Source organism: Mycobacterium sp. (assembly GCF_052144515.1).
GTDB lineage: Bacteria > Actinomycetota > Actinomycetes > Mycobacteriales > Mycobacteriaceae > Mycobacterium.
On sequence record NZ_JBKQQD010000367.1, the window covers coordinates 1 to 22,963 of the forward strand.

Consider the following 22,963-nt stretch of genomic DNA (forward strand, 5'->3'; position numbering starts at 1 on the left):
CACGTGAGCCCCCAATCGCCTCACGGTGACGCCTCGCAGGCGTGAAAATGGGGTCGGGTCGCCTGCCGACGCCGATGTTTCCTTGGCTGCTCAAGCCCGAACGTGAGCCTGGCGCCGGGGCCCCGACCTGGAAGGGTCACGCACTGTTGCTTCGAGCACGCCGGTCAGACTTTCGGTTCCCTTGACCGAGGCCCCCAGGCGACCCGCCCCGTGTTCAGTATGGATTGGAGGACAAGCGAATTGAGATCGAAACCGAAGCATAGGCCGGTGCCTGAAGAGATTCCCGACGCCGATCATGAGCTGGTGCTGGAACGGGTATGCGCCATCGACGTGGCCAAGGCATCCGGAGTGGTGTGCGTCCGGATCCCGCGTGAGCACCGGCGAGTCAGCAAGGTGTGGGACGTGGAGTCCACCACCAGCGCGGTCAGCGACCTGGCCGGTCAGTTGATGGAGCTGGGGGTCGAGAAGGTCACCGTGGAGTCCACGTCGGATTACTGGCGGATCTGGTACTACCTGCTTGAGGCGGCCGGGCTCGAGGTGCAGCTGGTCAACGCCCGCGATGTGAAGAACGTGCCCGGTCGGCCAAAAACCGACAAGCTCGACGCGGTTTGGCTGGCCAAGCTCACCGAGAAGGGGCTGCTACGTCCATCGTTTGTGCCACCGGCGCCGATCCGGCAGCTGCGTGACTACACCCGGCTGCGGGTCGATCTCACCCGGGAACGCTCCCGGTACTGGCAGCGGCTGGAGAAGCTGCTCGAAGACGCGCTCATCAAGCTGTCGTCGGTGGCGTCCACGCTGAACACTCTCTCGGCGCGGGACATGATCGAGGCGCTGATTGCCGGCGAGCGTGATCCGCGGCGCCTCGCCGACCTGGCGCGGGGCCGGATGCAGACCAAGCGATCAGCACTGATCAAGGCGCTCGACGGCCGCTTCGACAACCACCACGCCGAACTGGCCCGGATGCTGCTGGATCAGATCGACACACTGTCAACGCAGATCGGTACCCTCACCGCCCGCATCGATCACCTCTTGGAAGAGGATGATCCCGACGACGCAGGCGACGGGAGCGTGAACGACCAAGCCGCAGCGGCCTCCACCCGGCCGGGCGCGGTCGAACGCCTCACCGAAATCCCCGGAATCGGGCAGACCGGGGCCCAGATCATCCTCGCCGAGATCGGCCTGGACATGAGCCAATTTTCGACCGCCGGGCACTTGGTGTCGTGGGCGAAACTGTGCCCGCGCACAGTCCAGTCCGGTCCTGTGACCCGTGGCGGCAAGACCGGCAAGGGCAACCCGTACCTCAAGGGCGCACTCGGCGAGGCCGCCGCAGCGGCCGCCAAAACCGACACCTTCCTTGGCGAACGCTACAGACGCATCGTCAAACGCCGTGGCAAACTCAAAGCCCTGGTCGCGGTCGCCCGATCCATCCTCGTCATCGTCTGGCACCTGCTCACCGACCCGTTCGCCCGGTTCTGCGACCTCGGATCCGACTATCACAACAACCTGATCAACACCGAACGCAGGATCCGCAATCACATCTCCCAACTCACCGCAATGGGATACCACGTCACCCTCGAAGCCGCCGCCTAAGCTGAATACACAGCCTCACAACCTGACCCGGCTCCCCAAGCTGCGCGGCTAATCTCGCATGCCCACTCACCTTGGTATTTTCCGGTCAGGCACCGAAGGCGTTTCGCGGGCAGTTTCCATGAGTCAAGCCGGTTTCTTGGGGTGTGATCCGAATCAGACTAAGCTGACCGAAGGCGCCTTCGCGTTGCTCGGTTCGTACTTGTTCTTGTTGCTCTGCACAACACGCGGGCTGCCACGGGGCTGAAGGGCCAAACGGTCGTGGAGGTATCGGGTCAGGTGGCCGGCGACGACAGCGGCTCGGCTTTTGCCGGTCTTGGGCAGCGTGGACTGGTAAGCAGGATGCACGCGCAACTCGATGAGTTGCTGGCGGCGCGCGATCAAATGGAGCAATTGCTGCAGGTGATCGTCGAGATCGGTTCAGATCTCGATCTTGACGCAACGCTGCGACGGATCGTCCGGGCGGCCAGGGAGTTGACCTCTGCCCCCTACGGGGCGCTGGCGATACGTGATCCCGACGGCACGTTGCTCTCGTTTGTCCACGACGGAATCGATGCTGATGAGGCGCGGCGAATCGGGCCGCTGCCGGTTGGCAAGGGCGTTCTGAGTCTGTCGCCCTTCGACACGCCGGCGTTGCGTCTGGATGATCTGACCAAGCACCCGGCTTCGGTCGGGTTCCCCGAGCACCATCCTGCGATGCGAGCTTTTCTCGGTGTGCCGATCACCATCCGGGGGAAGGACTTCGGCAACCTTTATCTGACCCACGACGAGCCAGGTCGGCTGTTCGCTGAATCCGATGAGGTCGCCGCTCGCGCGTTGGCGTTCGCGGCTGCGGTCGCCATTGACAATGCGCAAATATTCGAGCGCGAGCGCATGTCGGTGAAATGGATGGAGGCTAGCCGGGAAATCACGACCGCCCTGCTGTCCAGGGTAGAGCCAGGCTTTGCGCCTTTGCAGTTGATCGCTGAACGCGCGTGCGCCCTTACCGCAGCCGAACAGGCTATCGTGCTTGTTCCGGTCGACGCGGACCTAACTCTTGAAGAAATCGACACGCTTATTGTATCCGCGGCGGTGGGGCTGAATGCCTCCGAGGTCATCGGCCAACGGATCCCGGTGGATGCCTCCACCAGCGGCGGAGTTTTCCGTTCCGGCGAGCCGCTGATCACCGAGGCGTTGAGTTACCCGATTCAGGCATTCACCGATGTCGGACAACGCAGCGCGATTTTGATGCCGCTGCGCGCCGGTGATGAAGTCGCCGGAGTGATCGCCCTTGCCCGGAGCGCAGACCGACCACCATTCGACGACAGTTACCTCGACGTGGTCAGCGATTTCGCTACCCACGCTGCGATAGCACTCATGCTTGCGTCCGGCCGCGAGCACGCGCGCCAACTCACGCTGGTAGCCGAGCGTGAACGCATCGCGCACGACTTGCATGATCATGTCATCCAAAGGTTGTTCGCCGCCGGCATGGATCTGCAGGGCACGGTCGCCCGGGCACGTTCGCCGGAGGTTGCCGACCGACTCAACCGCACGCTCGACGATCTCCAAACCATCATCGAGGAGATCCGCACGACCATCTTCCAGCTGAAATCGCCGGCGGAAATCGCCGGCGGCTTTCGAAATCGGATACAACAAGTGGTCAGCGACCTCACTCAAAATCGTGACATGACCACCACGGTGCGCATGCACGGCCCGATGACCGCCGTTGGCGGCGAGCTTGCAGAGCACGCCGAAGCGGTTACTGCGGAAGCTGTCAGCAACGCCATCCGGCACTCCGGCGCCTCAAGACTGACTGTCGAGGTCAGCGTCGCCGACATGTTGACTCTCGACATCATCGACAACGGTTGTGGCGTGCCCGTGGACAATACTCGCCGTAGCGGCCTGGGCAATATCGCATACCGCGCAGAACAAGTTGGCGGCCGCTGCGAGATCGTCAATCAACCCGAGGGCGGTACTCGGGTTCACTGGACCGCTCCGCTAATCGATCACTGATTCGCACATCTGTTGACGCGCTCATATCGCGCAGCGGCCGATGCAAACCCGAGGCTTCGAACGGGGACCAATGGCGCAGGCGCGGGGTCCAACGGCCCTGCCGAACCGCGCAGACCAGGCATAACGTCATGTGCAGCCAAATGGCATAACCGTCTGGATGGACCGATCACGATGGCATCGAGGAGGATGATGGGCAGTCCAGCGGCACAAGTCAAGGCTACATGTCGATTGCCAGACGGACGGCTCGTTTCGTTGCGTCGCCTTGCTGTCGATGATGCCCAAGCTGTTGTGGCACTTCATCAAAACCTCAGCGATCATGACCGCTACCTACGCTTTTTCACGCTGCATCCGGTCCAGCTGGACGAGCTCGTTGGCAAGCTGATTGAGCCTGGTGCTGGGCAGTACGCTCTGGGCGCATTCGATGCGGACCGACTCATTGGTGTAGCGAGCTACGCGGTCTCCGACAACCCGACCGTTGCCGACATCGCGATTGTGGTCGCTCATGAGGACCACTTGCGCGGCGTCGCAACGGCATTGCTCCGACGTCTGGCCGAAATCGCCGAAAACCAAGGGATACGGCGATTCGTAGCCGACATCTTGGCCGACAATCGCGTCATGATCAACGTCATGTCCGATCTTGGTTGGCCGTCCGAGCGATTGAGCTACGGGGCGGTTTGTCGCTTGGAGTTCGAGCTGCCCAATTGCCGTCTCGGCGCGTCAAATGCCATTGAGGTTCGAGAACAAGGAGTGCGAGATGTCCACGCCCACAAAGAAATACGGAGTGTTGGTTTGTGTCGACGGATCGGCGGCATCTGACGCTGCGATAGCGTGGGGAGCCCGCGAGGCCGCCATGCGCCACGTGCCTATCACGCTGTTGCACGCCGTTGCTCCCGTGGTAGTCGGCTGGCCGGTCGGGCAACTGTATTCCGAGATGCCCGACTGGCAGAAAGACGAGGCGCAGACCGTTATTGAACAGGCTTACAAGACGCTGGCGTCCAGCCTGGGCGATTCCAAACCATCCGAGATGCATACCAAGATGGTCTATTCCGGGGTGGCGCAGGCACTGATCGATGCGTCCCAAGATGCGTGGATGGTCGTCGTCGGCAGTCAGGGGCTAGGAGCGCTGGGACGACTGCTGTTGGGTTCGGTCACTACGGGGCTGATTCATCACGCCCACTGTCCGGTCGCGGTCATTCGTTCGGAGGAAATCGCGGTTCCGGATTCGAATGCGCCTGTGTTAGTTGGGATTGACGGATCACCCGCGTCGGAGGCGGCGACAGCGCTCGCCTTTGACGAGGCCTCCCGCCGAGGAGTTGGACTGATGGCGCTTCACGTGTGGAGCGATGTGGGGGTGTTTCCCGTGCTCGGGATGGATTGGCGCGAGCGCGAGAGTCAAGGGCAAGAGGTTCTGGCCGAACGTCTCGCCGGCTGGCAAGAACAGTATCCCGATGTGCATGTCGAGCGGTTACTCTTCTGCGACAAGCCTTCCCAGTGGTTACTTAGCGAGTCCGAACGCGCTCAGTTGGTGGTGGTCGGTAGCCGTGGGCGCGGCGGGTTTTCGGGCATGCTCCTGGGCTCGGTCAGCTCTGCCGTTGCTCAGGCGGCAAAAGTCCCGGTGGTCGTGATTCGCTAGTCAATCGGCCCTGTGCGATCCAGAGTGTGCCCGTTCGATGCTTCGTCACAAGCCTGCGCGCGGCTCATGGCTCTAACGGTTGGCCATTATGGGCCATGCTGGGCATGCGCGGTTACGCGCTTCTATATCAAAGGAGCGGCCCATCGCAGCCAGGTGCCGCCGCTGGGCGCGCCGCCGACGGTGAGGGTGCCAAATTCCCTGATAATTGGCCGATTACCTTGTCGAGACGCTGGCGCAGTCGGGTGATATCGGTGGAATTGACACGCAGGTCGAAGATCGCGGTCCGAAAGTCTTGGACCACTGCGTGCAGGTCATCTACTGCCGCGTGAAGGCGCTGCTGCACGTCGGCCGAGCGGGCCCGCGGGATGGTGCCCTGTAACGCGAGCCCAATGGCGAAGACCCGCTGGAGTGTATGGTCTTGCAGCTCGCCGGCGATGCGGTCGCGTTGAGCGAACACTTCAGCCGCGGCGCGCACTTCGGCTAGCGGCGCGTCGGGCTATTGCTCGCGCACTACGAGTACCGAACACCCGGTGTGCCCGAAGTGGGGAGTGATCGGACCGACGATTCGAGCGACCTTGCCCGCGTCCGCACTGCTGACCACCGCGAGTTGGATGGGTTCCTGTGCGCTGGTCAGAAACTCGGCGGCTCCCTGTCTGGCTGAGGCTGGACGTACGTGTATGTCGGGATACTGAGCAACCCAGCGGCTGAGCCGATGGTCCAGCTGGCGGTAAGGAATTTCGCCGAGCCCCCATCGCCAGACTCCCATCGCTAAAATCGCCGCGCCACGAAGTCGGGCCTCGCTGAAGCCAAGCTCGAGCACCGCGTCGTTGCCGGGTGAATCGTCGACGACGACAGCGATCGATCCGGAAGGTGACTCCTCGCCTTTGCGATTGCTGCGAATCACCGCCACCGGGCAATGTGCATTCTGAGCGACACTGTCGGCGGTCGAACCGAGAACCCTGCGGGCAACCTGCCCAATCCCAATGGATCCCATGCAAATCATTGCCGCGTGGCGTGATTCGTCAATCAAAACGCTCTTAGGCGATCCGTGCACAAGCTCGGTTTCAATCTTGATTTGCTGGCCTAGGGTATGCAGTGCGGCGCACACAGCGCGCAGCGCCGTTTCGCCGTATTCGATATCCAGGCTCTCATCACCTGCGGGCGCATCAGCCTTTCGTTCGGGGATCGCGCAAATCAGACGCAGCGGGATGTCGCGGCTGATGGCCTCGCTGGCTGCCCACTTGGCGGCGTTGATCGCGGCGTCTGAGCCGTCGATGCCCACGACGATCCACCGTGGTGATTGCGGATGGTTCACTGCACCCTCCCGATCGGGCGACTGGGCCGCTGGAATTTCCCGAGCTCATCGATGAAGACGTTATTGGGCGTCGGCGGCTGGCAGCAGGGCCGTTCGGCCCCTCGTTCGCGGCGTTAGTCATCCTGCGGTCACCTGCCGGCGGCTGTTACCCGACCTCGATAGTCTGTCCGGGCAAGAGCCGTTGCACGCGACCACGGCATTCGACGTCAACCACTCCGAGGCCCCCAGCCTCAGCCGTCAGAGCGGCAGTTCGTCCGCTGATCCGCAGGTGCAGGCGTTGGCCGCGGTACACCCGTAGTCGGCGCAGCACCGGCACGGTCGAATCGAAAGCCCTGACGCTAGCTGAGACAGTCTCGGTCACCAGGCCGTCGAGGTCGAAGATCACCGCGTCGTGGTAGCGCCTGTCAACGGCGGCGGGCCATTCAGTCATGTCTGTGACGATGCCACGGTGAAGCCGATCCAACGAAGGTCTCAGGGCCACGGGGTTGGGGACTAAAGCCCCACGACCGAGGGCTCTGCGGCCAATAGCATTTTCAGTGACTGGCATCGAGGGAGACAGAAAGGTCCACGACCGTGAAGCGCTATGGGATCGTCGTCGGAATAGACGGATCTGCCGCATCGGACGCCGCCGTCTTATGGGCAGCGCGCGAGGCGGCTATGCGAAACGAGCCGCTCGCCCTGGTCCACATGCTCAGGAAGTTCGTGCCGACGTTTCCGCAGATACCGATGCCGGGCGGAGTCGCGGAATGGCAGGAAGACGACGGCCGAAAGCTTCTCGAGCAGGCTGTCAAGATCGCCGAAGACGCCGCGCCGAAAGACCGGAAGATCTCGATCACGAGCGAGGTGAAGGGTTCGCCTCCGGTGCCGACACTGGTCGAAATGTCCGAAGAGGCCGAGATGATCGTCGTGGGCTCCAACGGGCGTGGGGCGGTCGGCCGGGTTTTGCTGGGTTCGGTCAGTTCGGGCGTCGTGCACGGCGCGAAGTGTCCGGTCGCGGTCATTCGCGCGGAAGCTTCCCACACGCCGCCTTCCGACCGAGCCCCCGTGCTGGTGGGAATCGACTGCTCGCCGGCGTCGGAGCTTGCGCTGGCAATTGCATTCGAAGAAGCGTCGTTTCGGGGTGTCGAGCTGACCGCATTGCACGCGTGGAGCGATGTTGCGGTGTACCAGCTCCCGTGGGTGGACTGGCCGGAGGAAGCGGAGCGGACTCTGGCCGAGTACCTGGCGGGCTGGCGAGAGCGCTACCCCGATGTCAAGGCGAACCGGCTCCTCGTTCTTGATCACCCGGGCCGAGCGCTGATCGAGGAGTCGGAGTCCGCTCAGCTGGTCGTCGTCGGTAGCCACGGGCGAGGCGGCGTGGCCGGCATGCTGCTGGGTTCGGTCGGCAACGCGGTTGTTCACTCGGTTCATGCGCCGGTGATAGTGGCGCGGCCGTCCTGAGGCGGTCCCACGAGATAGGTTCTCCGAAGCAACTTAGAGCCATGGAGGCCACAATCGCCGCCGACAGACCTGCCGAGTTACCGGCGACGGCTGCAGTGCCCTACGTCGACGTTCACGAAACTCACACGGGCCTGGTGGTACTAGCCGGAGACCGGGCGTACAAGGCGAAGAAGCCCGTGCTGACCGACTTCCTCGATTTCCGTACACCGGAGCAGCGCGAACGCGCGTGTCTACGAGAAGTCGAGTTGAACAGTCGGCTGTCTCCGGGCAGCTATCTCGGGGTCGGCCATCTCGACGACCCAGCTGGGGGCCCCGCCGAACCGATTGTCGTCATGCGTCGGTATCGCGACAGCGATCGGTTGGCGTCCCTGGTGACGCGCGGAAAGTCTGTTGAAGGTGTGCTAGACCGCATTGCCGACATGCTGGCGAGCTTTCATCAGCGTGGTGAGCGCAGTCGGTTAATTGATGCCCAGGGCAGCGTCGATGCGATCGACCAACGCTGGCGTGAGAATTTGTCGGAACTCCACCGCTACGCGAAGATGCCGGTTTCGGGGGTCTCGGGCGAGTCGATCGATCGCATGGAGCACCTTGTCGCCGAATTCACTTCCGGCCGTGGACCTCTTTTCGTGCGCCGGATCAAAGAGGGCTGCATTGTGGATGGCCACGGCGACTTGCTCGCCGACGATATTTTCTGCGCGGATGGCGAAGTGGCTCTGCTCGACTGCCTGGAGTTCGATGACCAACTCCGTTACGTCGACCGCATCGATGACGCCGCTTTTCTCGCGATGGATCTGGAGTTCCTGGGCCGCAAGGACCTTGGCGACTACTTCCTGGAGCGCTACGTCGCCCACTCCGCCGATTCGGCGCCGTCGTCGCTGCGGGATTTTTACATCGCCTATCGCGCGGTGGTACGGGCCAAGGTCGACTGCGTGAGATGGTTGCAGGGTAAATCTGAGGCCGTGGTAGACGCCGCCCGGCACCTCGCCATCGCGACCCGGCACCTGGAAACCGGTGCCATTCGGCTGGCGCTCGTCGGTGGAAATCCGGGAACCGGCAAGTCGACGCTGGCGCGCGCGCTTGCCGAAAGGGTTGGAGCGCCGGTCATCTCGACCGATGACGTGCGACGGGAATTACGGGAGTCAGGCACCGTCACCGGAGATCCAGGTGTCCTGAACGCTGGACTGTATAGTCCGGACAACGTCGCAACCGTCTATGAGGCAGCCCTGCGCCGAGCACGGGTGTGTTTGACTGAGGGTCAATCCGTGATCCTCGATGGCACCTGGCGTGATCCGCGAATTCGCGCACAAGCCCATCGCCTTGCTTCCGAAACTCATTCGGCGTTAGTGGAATTGATGTGCACCGTAACGGTTGACACCGCCGCCGACAGGATCAGGACGAGGCGGCCGGGCAATTCCGAAGTGACGCCGGAGATCGCCACGATGTTAGTTGCTGAGCAAACCGGCTGGGACACCGCGCATCGGATGAACACCTCTCGGCCGCTCGAGGACTCAATCCGACAGGCACACGATATCTGGTTCGGAGCTACCTAGAGCCATATACAAGGGGTAGGGCGATGTCAACGAAAGTCCACCTTCGACGGGGTCACCGCTATCGGGCGTATTTGGATTTTAGCCTGATACCCAAATACTCCCGTCGTTGAGGACTAAGGGCTCTGGCCGGGCGCAACACGAAATACCTAGTGTTCATTTGTGCGGGTCAAAGATTCATTGAGGTGGTTGACGTGACGGCGAAGTCGCCAGATTGCGCGGTCATCCGGGATGCGGTGATGCTCGCCTGTCGTGCACCTTCGCTGCACAACAGCCAGCCCTGGCGGTGGGTTGCCGAGGGCGCAACGCTGCAGTTGTGGGCCGATCTCTGTCGGGCGATGACGGCTACCGACCACACGGGCCGGGAATTGACGTTGAGCTGCGGCGCTGTCCTTGACCACCTGCGGGTCGCCATGGCTGCCGCCGGCTGGGAGAGCGCTACCGAACGGTTTCCTAATCCGGACAACCCGGATCATCTTGCGACATTGCAGTTCCGGCCCATTGAGGTCGTCACAGCGGCGCACCAGCTCCGGGCGGATGCGATCCGTCGCCGCCGCACCGACCGACTACCGTTTGGTGCGCCAACTGCGTGGCCGGCTTTGCAGTTGGTGCTGCGCCACGCCGTGAACCCACATGACGTGCTGTTGGACGTGGTGGCCGACGATGATCGTCCTCAGTTGGCCGAGGCGTCCCAGCTCACCGAGACGCTGCGCCGTTACGACACGACCTATGTGTCCGAACTGCGATGGTGGACTTCGCCATTCGAGTCGGATGCCAGTCATGTGCCGGACAGCGCCCTGGTGTCCACCTCGGAAGCCGCGCGAGTAGATGTCGCGCGCGCGTTTCCGCCGGCAGGCGGGGGTCACCGCCGCTCCGCCATCGACCATGACCGCTCCCACATCCTAGTTCTGTCGACTGGCGACGACGAGCCACGAAGCGTGTTGCGCTGCGGTGAGGCGCTGTCGGCGGTGCTGCTCGAGTGCACCGTGGCCGGCATGGCCACCTGCACGTTGACCCACATGACCGAAATGGCAGCGAGCCGCAAGATCATCGCGCAGATCGCCGGGACTACCGGCCAGCCGCAAGTGCTGATCCGTGTGGGTAGGTCACCGGCGCACGACCAACACGTCAACCCCACCCCTCGGCGTCCGTTGACCGAAGTTCTAGAGATTCGCGGCTGGCCAACGGCCAGCGGAAGGAGGTAGCGGCGATGACTCGCCATTGGCTGGTGATGGAGACCGATGGGGAAGGGGCTCGGGCACCATTCGTCGCCCGGCTAGCGGGTGCTGGTCGGCATCTGCCCGAGACTCACCTCACCACAGACGAATTGATGGCGACCACACGCCACCAGACCCATATCGACCTGGAACGGCTGACCGGTATCCGCGAGCGCCGGGTGTCGGTGGGCGACGAGGATTCCTACAGTCTGGCCACCTCGGCGGCGCTTAACGCCCTCGCCACAGCGCAACAGGACCCAGCGTCGTTAGACGTGGTCATCAGCTGCAGCATCACGAAATTCCGTGGCGGGCTCACCCAATGGCTGGAGCCGACGATGAGCAGCGCCGTGGCCCGCGGCATCGGGGCGAACAAGGCGATGACCTTCGATGTGTCCAACGCGTGCGCCGGGATGCTTACCGGAGTCACCATTTTGAACAACTGGATCCGGCAGGGCATCGTCGAGCGCGGACTGGTCGTCAGCGGTGAGTACATCTCGCAGCTCGGCCACAACGCGGCGCGCCACATCCGCAACATCATGAGCAAAGAACTCGCCTCCCTGACTCTCGGTGATGCCGGCGCGGCGCTTCTGCTGGAGCGGGCTCCCGCCGGCTCTGCGGGAATCGCCCTTGCCGGATTCACCACGGTCGCCGACTACAGCCGGCTCTGCTTGGCCTATCCACAGGGCCACGATCCGGGCGCGCGAATGTTCACCAATTCCCGTGCCATCCAGGAGGCCGCAATCGCCAACACCCCGCTGCTGCTGCATGAAGTGCTTGAGGCCGTTGGCATTTCGTTTCACGACATCGACCACGTTATCACCCACCAGACTTCGGCACGTGCTATCCGCAAAGGAATGGCCCAAATTTCGGCGTCGCTCGGCGACAGCGCCGGGCACGACTGGGTGATCACCGTCGACCGGTACGGCAACACGGCATCGACGACCCACACGGTGGCCCTCGTCGAGGAACTCGAGGCCGGACGCATCGTGGCCGGAGAACGGATCGCGCTGGTTGCGTTGGCCTCCGGGCTGGAGATCGGCATGGTTTTACTGACCCTGGATGAGGATTTGGTGAGCCGCTATGGGCACAGTCATTGATCGAGTAGAGGTCACGCAACCGCGGTTCCGTGACCAGCACAGCGCACTGCACCTCGCCGTGACCGCCGCCAAGGACTGTCTGAAGCACGCAGGATGCGACCCCGATGAGTTGGATCTTGTCGTCAATGCGGGGATCTACCGCGACCGAAATCTGGGTGAGCCGGCACTGGCCGCGCTGATCCAGGACGACATCGGGGCCAACCCCGAGGATCCGCATGCTGGCGCTCACGGCACGTTCTCTTTCGACATCGCCAACGGCGCCTGCGGAGTGCTGACAGCACTGCAGATCGTCGACGGGTTCCTGCGGACGCACAGCATCCATCGCGCGCTGGTGGTGGCCAGTGACGCCGATCCGGGTCATGGGATGAGCGAGCACTTTCCCTTCTCGGCCGCCGGAGCCGCGTTGCTGTGTGGATGGACCGATGACAGCTACGGCCTGAGCCGCGTGTCCTGGGTGAATATCAACGATGCGCCCGATGAAGCCGAGACATTTTCTGCAACAGTGGGATTCGCCGACAGGCGTAATGTTCTGCGTTTCAATCAGTCAGCAGCGATGGACGAGCACTTCGCTGCGGCGGCCGCGGAGGCGGCGCGGGCGTGCCTGCATGAACATTCCGTGCGGCTTTCGGACATCGACATGATTGTCGCCGCTCCCGCGCGGTACGGATACCGCACCGCGCTGAGCAGCCGGCTCGGGGTGTCGGTTGACCAGATCAGCGTCGCTGACGACCAGTGCATGCATACCGCCGCGCTGGCGGCGGCGTGGGGGCGGCAAGCTCAGCGGCTTGCGGCAGACGCGCAGATTCTGCTTGTCGCTGCCGGTGCGGGCGTCACCGCCGGTGCCGCCTTGTATCGGCAGCCGCCGCTACACACGGCGGGATAGGCAACCCGAGGGGTGCTAAGGGACGGTTGTCGTTTGGCCCCGATGGTCAGGACTTCTGGCCCTGACGGCGGGGTCGCGCGGCGGAGGATAGTTGCGAGATGGAGCATTTGACAGCCCTCGATGCCGCTTTCCTGGAGGTTGAAGACTCCGATCCGCATGTGAGTCTGGCGGTCGGCGGTGTCTCGATCATGGAGGGGCCGGCGCCGAGCTATGACGAGTTCGTCGCGACCTTCGCCGAACGGGTGCCGACAATTCCGCGTTGCAGGCAGATCCTGCGGACACACCCGCTCGACCTTGGTCCGCCCGAATGGGTGGATGATCCGCACTTCGACATCTCGCGCCACCTGCATCACCTCGCGCTGCCGCGCCCCGGCGACGACGCAGGGCTGTTCCAAATGGTCGCGAACGTGATGGAGCGGCGACTCGACCGTGAGCGCCCTTTGTGGGAGTGCTTTTTCATCGAAAGACTGAGCGACGACCGGTGGGCCGTGTTGACCAAGATTCACCACTGCATCGCCGACGGCATTGCGACAGCGCAGATGTTGGCGAAGTTCAGCGACGACGCAGGCGGCGGCAGCTTCGCCACCGATATTCGCGCCGCCAAGGAGCCGGCCCGGCCCGGGCTGGGTCTACCCAAGATGAGCTTGAACCCGCTGAGCTGGGTGAGCGGGATAGGGCGGAGCGCGCTCGCCGCGGCGGCGACAGCCGAACATGTGGCGGTGGGTGCGGCCGAACTGACGGCCAGTCTGTTCAACCCGGCCCCGGTATCGTCATTGCACGGATCGATCACAACGATGCGACGCTTCAGTGTGGCACGGGTCCGGTTGGCTGACCTGCGGGAGGTCCGTCGAGTATTTGGCGTGACGCTCAACGACGTGGCGCTGGCCGCGATCACCAACAGTTACCGCAGGATATTGCTCGACCGCGGTGAACAACCCGTTCGCAATTCGCTCCGCACGCTTGTCCCGGTTTCGGTTCGCCCGACGAATCACTTCAACATGATCGACAACCAGGTTTCGGCGATGTTTCCGTTATTGCCGGTCGATGAGGCGGACCCGGTGAAGCAGCTGCAACTGGTGCATAGTCGCCTCACCCAGGCCAAAGCCAGCGGTCAACACGAAGGCGGCAGCGCGGTGGTTTCGGCGGCAAAAAACGTGCCGTTCGTGTTCTCGGCGTGGGCGATTCGCTTGTTGGCGCGGTTGCCCCAAAAGGGGGTGGTCGCAGTGACAACCAACGTCCCCGGTCCGCGAGGCCACCAAAAACTGATGGGCCGGCAAGTGCTGGAAATCTTGCCGATCCCTCCGATCGCCTTTCAGTTGCGCACCGCCATCGCGATGCTCAGCTACGCCGACGATTTCATCTTCGGCATCACCGCCGACTATGACAGCGCGCCCGACATCGAGGCGCTTGCGGCGGGAATCGAGGACGGGGTGGCAAAGCTGCTGGCGGCCAGCCGCGCCACTCGACGCAAGCGCGTATCGCCCCGCCGGGAATCCGCTCGCGCCGCGGCCCAATAGCGAGAAGAACACGTCGGCTGAGCATCGGGACGCCGTTGTGCACCCGCACTTCCTCGGCCAATCATCGACTAAGTGATATTCAGCAGTGCCGTCAACGAGGGGCAGGCCGTGCCTGTGGTGTACTGTCTGACAGCACTGCTGGGCGATCGCACAGCACTGTCGTGGCGGGAGGCCAGCAGCGATGACGCGCAGACGAATCGACGCCGCCGGTGACCGCTGAGTCGGTCGAGGAGTTTCGCAGCCGGGCCAGGTCCTGGTTGGCCGCGAACATGCCGCCGCTGGATCCCGAGGAAGCAGCGCGTCTCGAGCGCGATGGCGTGGCGTCCTGGCAGCGGGCCCGTGAGCTTCAAAAGACTCTGTACAACGGGGGATTCGCCGGGATCTGCTTTCCCCGCGAATATGGCGGCCTAGGACTGGGCTACGAATACAAGAAAGCGTTCGACGCCGAGTCCCTCGGCTATGAGACACCGCTGCTGCTCAACGTCCCGTCCTTCGCCATATGTTGCGCAACGATCCTCGACATGGGCAGCGAGGAGCAGAAACGCAGCCACATCCACGCGGCGCTGCGCGGCGATGAAGTGCTCGTCCAGATGCTGTCCGAACCCAGTGGGGGTTCTGACCTCGCCGGCGTCGTCACCCGCGCCGATCGCCGAGACGGGCGATGGATCATCAACGGCGCCAAGACGTGGACCACCTGGGCGTTCGCCGCCGACTATGGACTTTGCCTGGCCCGGACCGACTGGGACGCAACGAAACATGACGGGCTGACGATGTTCCTGGTACCGCTTCTTCATCCGGGAATCACCATCAATCGCGTCCGACAGGTCAATGGTTCGGTCGAGTTTTGCGAAGAGTTCCTCGACGACGTCGACGTCGGCGACGACGCCGTCGTCGGGGAACCCGGAAAAGGATGGGAAGTCGCGTCGCGGCAGCTCTACCACGAGCGCCGCACCATGGGCGACGGCTCGGAGTACACCAGCGGTCCCGGAATCGTTGCGGCCCAGGATGTTTCGATCGACCTGCTGTCCCTGGTTGATCGCACGAACCAGGGTGAGAGCGAGCGCGTGCGGGAAATGGTCGGCCGTGCCCTGGTGCACCGAGCGGTCCACGGGCAGATCAGCGAGCATGTGTTCCACGCCGTGGCCAGCGGATCCCTGCCACCCGCCGCCGGATCGATCATCCGGCTGTTCATGGCTGCGGCCCACGATGTCGAAACCGACACCGCCGACGCCGTCGCGGGTGCGGCGGCCGTCGTGGCCGATGACGAGGAGCTGCTCAAGATCGGCACGCGCTACCTGGGCCGCCAGATCGCCAGCATCGGCGGCGGCACAACCGAGATGGCGCGCAACGTGATTGGCGAACGTGTCCTGAACTTTCCGCGCGAGCACGCCGCCGACCGCGGCGTGCCGTTCAATCAGGTAAGGCGGAACAAAGCTTCGGAAGACGGAGAAGGCGGCCCAAAGTGAGCGAATTGCGAGACATCCGCGAGCTGATGAACGACACCGACGCGTACCGCGACGAGCTGCACCGACGCTGGACCGGTCTGCTCAGCTACCGCTACATCGGCCGCAACCACTCGTCAATGAACATCGGCGAGACCGACGACACCGTCACCATCCGCCGCGACATGCGCAATGAGGCCGGTGGACTCATGGTTGCGCCGCTGGCGATCTCGTCGCCGGAGGGTTGTCAGACCGACATGGTCGCGGTGCCCAACCCGGTGATCGCCTCGGTGCAGATCATCGACCCCGGCTACAACGTCAGCAGGATCGAGATCGTCGGGTCGGGCATCGTGCATCAGGGCCGGATGATGGGCTACGGCCGATGCAAGATCGTCGACGCCGACAACCCGGACCGGGTCATCGCGTTCAACGAGGGACAAGGCGCGATCATCGGCACCCCGCCGGAAGGCCTTGACAAGATGGATGTCTCGGGCACCGAACTGGTGATCGAGGACTCGCCCGATCTGCCGCCGCTGTGGGTGGCCGCGCGTCCAGACGGGACGACGGTCATTGGGTGCTGCCCGCGCTCAGCCTCGAACTGGCCTCGCCCGATGCGGCTTTGCACATCGGACCTCAACACGTCGTTCTCGAGACCGCCGCCACCGATCTTGCCGCCGAGGTTGCCGGCACCAGGAAGGTGCAGGTCGTCAGCTGGCACGTGATGTTCATGTCGCGCGGCAAGGTGGGCCCCTTCCGCGTGGAGGGCACCGCGCATGCCGGCGGACCCGGGCGCGTCGGGGTGCGGATGCTGCTGCATGACGAGGGAAACGCGGACAAGGCGATCACGTCGGCGGCGGCGATTTTCGATGTCGTGAGCTGAAGCTTCGATGCGGCCGAAACCGGGAATTGCTCGGTCGCCGGGCCTGCGCTCGGGGTGAGGTAGTTAACCGCGTCAGGTCGTCGCGTCCACAGCAAGAATGGGTATGGTTTTCATGGCGCGCGCCGGTTTGGGGTAGGCCGGTCGCGTCCAGCGTGAACCCAAAAGTATTGAATTCATCCCGGGGGGCTATGAGCACCAATCCGTTCGACGACGACAACGGGGCCTTCTTCGTCTTGGTCAACGACGAGGAGCAACACAGCCTGTGGCCGACCTTTGCCGACGTTCCATCCGGTTGGCGCCTCGTGCAGACGACCGCGATTGCCCATCCAGGCGCCGCGGCCTGACACGGCGATGATCTCGCCCAACGGCGAGACCCGGTTGCGCGCAGGCCGCTGTGCCGTCATCGGTCCCGCTCGAGGTCCAGCAGGGCCCGCTTAGCGGCAGGGCCGCCGCGATAGGAGCCGACGGTCCCGTCGGATCGGATCACCCGGTGACATGGCACGACGATCGGGATCGGATTTGTCGCGCATGCGGTGCCAACGGCGCGCACCGCCTTGGGGGAGCCGGACAGTCGCGCCAGTGTCGCGTAGCTGGCGGTGTCACCGTAGCTGACGTCGGTGGCGAGGTGCCCGAGCACTGTGCGCCGAAAGCCATGCGACAGAGACCAATCCAGAGTGACGTCGAAACTGTGGCGGCGACCGGCGAAGTATTCGTCAAGCTGCCGGGCTACCGGGTCCAGCCGAGTGGGCGCTTCAAGCACCCGCGGGCTGATCCGCTCGGACAGGTTCTGCAGCACGAGGTCGTGGCTTTCGTTGGCGAACGCCACCCGCAGCAGCCCTTGCGGAGTGGCCGCCAGTAGCAGTGATCCGACAGCGGAATCCACTGTGCGGTAGGCGATGTCGAGCAGATCGCCAGCTTGGGCGGCGCGCTCCAGGCGGGCGTGCAGCCGCCGCAGATCCTCCTGCTCGACGGGAAAGTGCTCGGTGAGCTCACGTGTGGTCATGAGGATTCCTTGGGGTCGGCGATAGGGGGATAGGTGCGTCGGAGGGTGGCGATGCCGTCGGCCGCGGCGCGCCGGGCCGCGGCGGCGCTGCTGTCGAGAATCACGGCGATCTCGGCGTAGGGCAGGCCCGCCAGGTAGTGGTAGGCGACGGCCTGGCGCTGTTTGGGTGGCAGCGCGCCCACCGCGGCGTCCAGGTCGAGGTCGTGGGCGTCGGCGCGTTCGGGTGCGGGGGAGTCGGGGGTGGCGGCAACGGGGACGGCCCGCCGCGACGCGGCACGCGCGATGTCGATGGCTTTGCGGTGCGCGATCGTCACCAGCCACGCCTCGACATTGGCCTCGGCGGGCAGCTGCGGGTAGGCCTTCAACGCGGCCAGGAATGTGTCCGACCAGGCGTCATCGGCATCGGCATGTCCGACGACCGCATGGACGACGCGCAACACCGTGGCTCCGTGCTGCGCCACCACAGCCTCGAACGGCTGCTTGACGCCCTGATCGGTCTTCACCTGAGTCCTCCGTAAACGGGACGGTCACTACGAAGACGTCGGCGTGTCGCGAAATGTGAGATCTCACATTTGCGGGTCGTCCGGTCGTCTACCCAGAAAGATGGATGACAGATGCAAACGCGACACACGGTAATCGACAGTCCACTGGGCGAGCTAACGCTGGTTGCCGACGGTGACGGGCTGAGAGGCGTGTATTTCCGGCATCACTGGCACCCGCCCACGGCAGGCATCCTGGGTCAGTATGTCGAGCCGGCCACTGACGAACTGTTCCGCCGCGCCGCTGACCAATTACACGAATACCTGGCCGGCCAGCGGACGCAGTTCGACCTTCCCATCGCGGTGGTCGGCGACCCGCGCCAGCGCCGGATCTGGGATCTGCTGCCCCGCATCGGCTACGGCCAGACCAGAACCTACGGCGAGCTGGCGGCCGAATTGGCCGACGGCACAACCGCATACGAAGTCGGTCAAGCCGTCGGGCGTAATCCGCTCAGCATCGTCGTGCCGTGTCACCGGGTCGTCGGAAAAGACGGCGCCCTTACCGGGTACGCGGGAGGTCTACAGCGCAAACGATTCCTGCTGGACCTCGAAGAGCCGGCACCGGCGGCGTCCGGCAGGCTGTTCTGATGGGATCGGCTTGGCGGCAGCGCGTCGAGGCGGCCGACTGGGACGCGGTCGCGGCCGAGATCAACGAGGTTGGCGGCGCGATGCTGCCTGAGCTGATGACTGCCGCCGAGTGCGCGGCCACCCGTGATCTCTACCCCGACGACAGCTTGTTTCGCAGGACCATCGACATGAGCCACCACCGCTACGGGCAAGGCGAGTACCGCTACTTCAAACAGCCCTACCCGCAGCCGATCGAGGCGCTGAAGCACGCGCTCTACCCCCGGTTGTTACCGATCGCCCGCGACTGGTGGACCAAGCTGGGTCGTGAGGCGCCGTGGCCCGACAGTTTCGACGAATGGCTGGAAATGTGCCATCGCGCCGGTCAGACCAAGCCGACCGCGTTACTGCTCAAGTACGGTCCGGGCGACTGGAATGCCCTGCACCGAGACCTCTACGGAGAGCTCATCTTCCCGCTGCAAGTTGTCATCAACCTCAACGAGCCCGGCGTGGCGCACATCGGTGGTGAGTTCCTCTTGGTGGAGCAACGGCCGCGAGCCCAGTCGCGCGGCACCGTCACCACGCTGCCCCGCGGGCAGGGTTACATCTTCACCACCAGCGAACGGCCCGTCCGCTCGACCCGGGGATGGTCGGCAGCCCCGGTCCGCCACGGCGTATCCACCGTGCGGTCGGGTGAGCGCTACACCCTCGGCTTGATCTTCCACGACGCAGCCTGACGCGCGGTTTAGTCTTCTTGGCATGTCAAGCGGGCGGTTCCTGGTCACCGGCGTCGACGCGGCGGGACGGTCCTGCGCTACGCGCGACGACCAGGTGACACTGCAAGGAGGCGACGGACTCGACGGCGTCCGCTACGCGATGATGTACGCGACGCCGACCCTCCCAACGATTTCCACCGGCGGTGGCCGCGCCGCGGACAGCTTCGACTTGGGCGTCGCCGCCGGCGCGATGGACTGGAAGGTGATCGACTACGGGCCCGGCATGGAGTTCTCCATGCACCACACGGACACCGTCGATTTCGACACCGTGCTTTCGGGATCCATCGAATTGATTCTGGATGACGGTGGGCACCCGCTTGCGGCCGGCGACCACGTGGTGGTCACGGGTGTCGACCACGCATGGCGGGCGGGTCCGGAAGGCTGTCGGATGAGCATCGTTTCGCTTGGGGTTTCGCCACCGCGTTGACTCCGTCGTTGCGCATCGAAAGTCGCAGGAGTCAAATACCCCGCATCCTCCGCGTCGTCTGGGCTGTTGGCGCCCTGGAATTCCGCGTCGGTGGTCGCGTCGGGATAGGCCGTCAGCTGAGAGCTTCCGCCGTTGCGGCCTCGGGCTTCTTGGCCGGAGTGGGCCAGGGTGAAGGCTTGGGCCGCTGCCGGACTCGCTGTGGCCACCAGAACCATTTGCCCATCAGCGCGGCAATGGACGGCGTCATCAGCGAGCGCACGATCAGGGTGTCGAACAGCAATCCGAGGCCAATGGTGGTGCCGACCTGACCAATGACGGTCAGCTGGCTGACAGCCATCGTCATCATCGTGAAGGCGAATACCAGTCCCGCCGAGGTCACGACCGACCCGGTGCCACCCATCGAGCGGATGATGCCGGTATTCAAGCCGGCGTGGATCTCCTCCTTGAACCGCGACACCAGCAGCAGGTTGTAGTCCGCACCGACCGCGAGCAGGATGATGACCGACATCGCGAGCACCATCCAGTGCAGTTCGATTCCAATGAGGTGCTGCCAAATCAGCACCGACAGCCCGAACGACGCACCCAGCGAAAGCAAGACGGTCCCCACGATGACCGCCGAGGCCACCACACCGCGGGTGATGATCAGCATGATGATGAAAATCAGGCACAGCGAGGCGATTCCGGCGATCAACAGGTCGTAGGTGTTGCCGTCACTGAGGTCCTTGTAGATTGACGCGGTGCCCGCGAGATAGATCTTCGAGCCCTCCAGCGGCGTGCCCTTGAGTGCTTCGTAAGCGGCCTTCTTGATCGCACCGATGTGCGAAATGCCTTCCTGTGACATCGGATCGCCGTCATGGCTGATGATGAAGCGCACGGCATGGCCGTCGGGGGACAGGAAATTCTTCATGCCCCGTTTGAACTCGGGATTGTTGAAGGTTTCCGGGGGCAGGTAAAACGAGTCGTCGTTCTTGGATGCGTCGAACGCCTTACCCATGGCGTTCGAGTTCCTCTGAGCCTCGTTCTGCTGATCCTGCAGACCCTTCTGGGTCGAATACATGGTCAGCATCGTCGTTTTCATGGCTTTCATGTTTTCGATCATGCTGGGCATCAGCGCCACCATCTGAGGCATCAGTTTGTCGAGGTGATCCATGATGGGCAGCAGGCTCTGGATGTCATCGGTCATCGTGTCGATGCCGTCGAGGGCATCGAAGACGGACCGAAGTGAGAAGCACACCGGGATGTCGTAGCAGTGCTTTTCCCAGTAGAAGTAGCTGCGAATGGGACGCCACATGTCCTCGAAATCCGCCATGTGGTCGCGCAATTCGGCGACGTCGATGGTCATGTCGTGCATCTTTTTGACCATCACGTGCATGTCGTTTGCCATCTGCGCGGTGATGCTCTGCATTTTGACCATGCTGTCGATGGTCGTCTGCATCATGTCGGCCTGCCTGAGCATGTCGGCCATCTGGTCTTCTTGGTACTTCTGGTTCATCTGCTGGGTGACACCCTGCATGCTGATTTGGAAGGGGATTGAGGTGTGCTCAATCGGCGTGCCCTGGGGCCGGGTAATGGCCTGCACGCGAGCGATCCCCGGCACCCGGAAGATCGTCTTGGCGATTTTGTCGATGACCAAGAAGTCCGCCGAGTTACGCAGATCGTGGTCGCTTTCGATCATCAGCACTTCGGGATTCATCCGCGCCTGCGAGAAGTGCCGATCCGCGGCCGCGTAGCCCTCGTTCGCGGGCAAGTCGGTGGGCAGATAGTTGCGGTCGTTGGAGTTGGTGCGATAACCCGGCAGGGTGAGCAGGCCCACCAGCGCCACTCCGATCGTCATGACCAGGATCGGGCCGGGCCAGCGGACGACGAGAGCGCCGATCTTGCGCCACCCGCGAATCCGTTGCGTCCGCTTGGGTTCCAGTGTCTTGCCGAAACGCGTTGCCACCGCGATGACCGCGGCACCGAGCGTCAACGCCGCGAAGACGACGACCACCATGCCGATGGCCAACGGGATACCCAACGTCTGGAAATACGGCAAATTGGTGAAGTGCAGGCAGAACGTCGCGCCGGCGATGGTCATGCCTGACCCGAGCACCACGTGGGCGGTGCCCTTGTACATGGTGTAGTACGCCTCTTCTCGGGACTCGCCATTAGCCCTGGCTTCCTGATATCGGCCTATCAAGAAGATCGCATAGTCGGTGGCCGCTGCGATAGCCAAGGTCACCAGCAGGCTGGTGGCGAAGGTCGAGAGCCCGATGAGTTTGTGGTAGCCCAAGAACGCGACCATTCCGCGCGCGGCCGCCAACTCGAATACAACCATCACCAAGGTGAGCAGCACCGTGATTATCGACCGATAGACCAGCAGCAGCATGGCGATGATCACGGTGAACGTGCACATCGTGATGACTTGCAGGCTGCGGTCGCCGGCCATGTGCTGATCGGCTGACAGCGCCGCGGGCCCGGTGACGTAGGCCTTGACCCCGTTGGGCGGGGGCACGCTCTTGACGATGTTCTGCACGGACTCGACCGATTCGTTGGCCAAGGCTTCGCCCTGGTTACCGGCGAGGTAGACCTGGACGTAGGCGGCCTTGCCGTCGTTGCTCTGTGCGCCCGCCCCGGTCAGTGGATCGCTCCACATATCCTGAACGTGTTCAACGTGTTTGGTGTCGGCGTCGAGTTTCTTAACGATCTGGTCGTAGAAGGCGTGGGCAGCGTCGCCGAGGGGTTGCTGGCCCTCGAGGACGATCATCACCGAGCTGTTGGACTTGTACTCGTTGAACACGGCGCCCATGCGCTTCGTCGCGACCACCGATTGTGCGTCGTCAGGAGCCATCGACACCGAGCGCATCTTCCCGACCTCGTCCAGCTGCGGCACGATGACGTTGAGCACCGCGATGAGCGCGATCCAGCCCAGGATGATCGGTACGGCGAACTTTCGGATTATGCGTGGGATGGTCGGCCGCTCTGGGGGTTGGGCGACGGGGATGGCGTCTGTACGGGCGTCGTTAAAAGTTGTGCTCATGCGGATTTCACCAAGCAGAAGGTCAGGGCGTGCACGCCGTTGGTTATCTTCTCGTCCTTGACTTCGTTATCGATGGTGATGCGGC

At 63.6% G+C, this 22,963-nt stretch carries 20 protein-coding genes and 3 pseudogenes; 16 read left to right on the forward strand and 7 right to left on the reverse strand.

From position 1 onward, the window contains the following. Positions 1-267: 267 nt before the first annotated feature. The 4 genes from ACLP9N_RS23675 (at position 268) to ACLP9N_RS23690 (ending at position 5,212) form a co-directional block, all read left to right on the forward strand. Positions 268-1,590 (forward strand): IS110 family transposase, encoded by a 1,323-nt coding sequence (locus ACLP9N_RS23675; RefSeq protein ID WP_442409670.1) that lies wholly within the window; start codon positions 268-270, stop codon positions 1,588-1,590. A 339-nt stretch (positions 1,591-1,929) separates the two neighbouring features. Then, on the forward strand, positions 1,930-3,579 hold the full coding sequence (locus ACLP9N_RS23680) for a GAF domain-containing protein (protein WP_442409687.1): 1,650 nt from the start codon (positions 1,930-1,932) through the stop codon (positions 3,577-3,579). A gap of 189 nt (positions 3,580-3,768) precedes the next feature. Next, positions 3,769-4,395: a GNAT family N-acetyltransferase gene (locus ACLP9N_RS23685; RefSeq protein WP_442409671.1), complete on the forward strand. Its 627-nt coding sequence runs from the start codon at positions 3,769-3,771 to the stop codon at positions 4,393-4,395. Further along, the gene (locus ACLP9N_RS23690; protein ID WP_442409672.1) at positions 4,334-5,212 is read left to right on the forward strand and encodes a universal stress protein; all 879 of its coding nucleotides are present in this window, start codon (positions 4,334-4,336) and stop codon (positions 5,210-5,212) included. The genes ACLP9N_RS23685 and ACLP9N_RS23690 overlap by 62 nt, the downstream gene beginning before the upstream one ends. A gap of 187 nt (positions 5,213-5,399) precedes the next feature. Here ACLP9N_RS23690 and ACLP9N_RS23695 read toward each other — a convergent pair. From ACLP9N_RS23695 to ACLP9N_RS23705, 3 genes and pseudogenes are all read right to left on the reverse strand, one after another. Beyond that, positions 5,400-5,702 (reverse strand): annotated as a pseudogene (locus tag ACLP9N_RS23695) (histidine kinase); the annotation flags it as partial. Between the two features lie 6 nt (positions 5,703-5,708). Next, positions 5,709-6,494 (reverse strand): universal stress protein, encoded by a 786-nt coding sequence (locus ACLP9N_RS23700; protein WP_442409673.1) that lies wholly within the window; start codon positions 6,492-6,494, stop codon positions 5,709-5,711. A 178-nt stretch (positions 6,495-6,672) separates the two neighbouring features. Beyond that, positions 6,673-6,957, reverse strand: coding sequence for a hypothetical protein (locus ACLP9N_RS23705; protein WP_442409674.1), 285 nt, complete (start codon positions 6,955-6,957; stop codon positions 6,673-6,675). A 143-nt stretch (positions 6,958-7,100) separates the two neighbouring features. Here ACLP9N_RS23705 and ACLP9N_RS23710 point away from each other — a divergent pair, with 143 nt between their 5' ends. The 9 genes and pseudogenes from ACLP9N_RS23710 to ACLP9N_RS23750 all read left to right on the forward strand — a co-directional run. Continuing rightward, positions 7,101-7,967: a universal stress protein gene (locus ACLP9N_RS23710; RefSeq protein WP_442409675.1), complete on the forward strand. Its 867-nt coding sequence runs from the start codon at positions 7,101-7,103 to the stop codon at positions 7,965-7,967. A gap of 41 nt (positions 7,968-8,008) precedes the next feature. Next, positions 8,009-9,517, forward strand: coding sequence for a nucleoside monophosphate kinase (locus ACLP9N_RS23715; RefSeq protein WP_442409676.1), 1,509 nt, complete (start codon positions 8,009-8,011; stop codon positions 9,515-9,517). Positions 9,518-9,753: 236 nt separating this feature from the next. Further along, a complete protein-coding gene (locus tag ACLP9N_RS23720) occupies positions 9,754-10,719 on the forward strand; it encodes an Acg family FMN-binding oxidoreductase (RefSeq protein WP_442409688.1) in 966 nt (321 codons plus the stop codon). Positions 10,720-10,724: 5 nt separating this feature from the next. Beyond that, on the forward strand, positions 10,725-11,828 hold the full coding sequence (locus ACLP9N_RS23725; protein ID WP_442409677.1) for a 3-oxoacyl-ACP synthase III family protein: 1,104 nt from the start codon (positions 10,725-10,727) through the stop codon (positions 11,826-11,828). Further along, positions 11,812-12,711 carry a 3-oxoacyl-ACP synthase gene (locus ACLP9N_RS23730; RefSeq protein ID WP_442409678.1) on the forward strand — a complete coding sequence of 300 codons (900 nt, stop codon included), beginning with the start codon at positions 11,812-11,814 and terminating at the stop codon, positions 12,709-12,711. The genes ACLP9N_RS23725 and ACLP9N_RS23730 overlap by 17 nt, the downstream gene beginning before the upstream one ends. A 98-nt stretch (positions 12,712-12,809) precedes the next feature. Beyond that, positions 12,810-14,228, forward strand: a complete 1,419-nt coding sequence (locus tag ACLP9N_RS23735) for a WS/DGAT/MGAT family O-acyltransferase (RefSeq protein ID WP_442409679.1) — start codon at positions 12,810-12,812, stop codon at positions 14,226-14,228. Positions 14,229-14,437: 209 nt separating this feature from the next. After that, a complete protein-coding gene (locus ACLP9N_RS23740) occupies positions 14,438-15,694 on the forward strand; it encodes an acyl-CoA dehydrogenase family protein (protein WP_442409680.1) in 1,257 nt (418 codons plus the stop codon). A 26-nt stretch (positions 15,695-15,720) separates the two neighbouring features. Continuing rightward, a pseudogene (locus ACLP9N_RS23745) lies at positions 15,721-16,550 on the forward strand (hypothetical protein). Positions 16,551-16,738: 188 nt separating this feature from the next. Then, positions 16,739-16,867 (forward strand): annotated as a pseudogene (locus ACLP9N_RS23750) (MbtH family protein); the annotation flags it as partial. 83 nt (positions 16,868-16,950) lie between these two features. On the opposite strand, the gene ACLP9N_RS23755 reads toward ACLP9N_RS23750, so the two are convergent. Continuing rightward, positions 16,951-17,553: a methylated-DNA--[protein]-cysteine S-methyltransferase gene (locus ACLP9N_RS23755; protein ID WP_442409681.1), complete on the reverse strand. Its 603-nt coding sequence runs from the start codon at positions 17,551-17,553 to the stop codon at positions 16,951-16,953. Next, positions 17,550-18,056 carry an RNA polymerase sigma factor gene (locus ACLP9N_RS23760; protein ID WP_442409682.1) on the reverse strand — a complete coding sequence of 169 codons (507 nt, stop codon included), beginning with the start codon at positions 18,054-18,056 and terminating at the stop codon, positions 17,550-17,552. Before ACLP9N_RS23760 ends, ACLP9N_RS23755 begins: the two co-directional genes overlap by 4 nt. 111 nt (positions 18,057-18,167) lie before the next feature. Between ACLP9N_RS23760 and ACLP9N_RS23765 the strand changes: the two genes are divergently transcribed. Genes ACLP9N_RS23765 through ACLP9N_RS23775 form a run of 3 tightly spaced genes read left to right on the forward strand, consistent with a single transcriptional unit; the run spans position 18,168 to position 19,859 of the window. After that, positions 18,168-18,680: a methylated-DNA--[protein]-cysteine S-methyltransferase gene (locus ACLP9N_RS23765; protein WP_442409683.1), complete on the forward strand. Its 513-nt coding sequence runs from the start codon at positions 18,168-18,170 to the stop codon at positions 18,678-18,680. Beyond that, on the forward strand, positions 18,680-19,393 hold the full coding sequence (locus ACLP9N_RS23770; protein ID WP_442409684.1) for a 2OG-Fe(II) oxygenase: 714 nt from the start codon (positions 18,680-18,682) through the stop codon (positions 19,391-19,393). The genes ACLP9N_RS23765 and ACLP9N_RS23770 overlap by 1 nt, the downstream gene beginning before the upstream one ends. A gap of 22 nt (positions 19,394-19,415) precedes the next feature. Further along, positions 19,416-19,859: a cupin domain-containing protein gene (locus ACLP9N_RS23775; protein ID WP_442409685.1), complete on the forward strand. Its 444-nt coding sequence runs from the start codon at positions 19,416-19,418 to the stop codon at positions 19,857-19,859. Positions 19,860-19,971: 112 nt separating this feature from the next. On the opposite strand, the gene ACLP9N_RS23780 is transcribed toward ACLP9N_RS23775, so the two are convergent. Together ACLP9N_RS23780 and ACLP9N_RS23785 are read right to left on the reverse strand one after the other, a co-directional pair. Then, a complete protein-coding gene (locus ACLP9N_RS23780; protein WP_442409686.1) occupies positions 19,972-22,878 on the reverse strand; it encodes an MMPL/RND family transporter in 2,907 nt (968 codons plus the stop codon). Continuing rightward, positions 22,875-22,963: MmpS family transport accessory protein (locus ACLP9N_RS23785; protein WP_442409689.1), on the reverse strand; the 89-nt coding region annotated here is incomplete at its 5' end. The genes ACLP9N_RS23780 and ACLP9N_RS23785, both read right to left, overlap by 4 nt.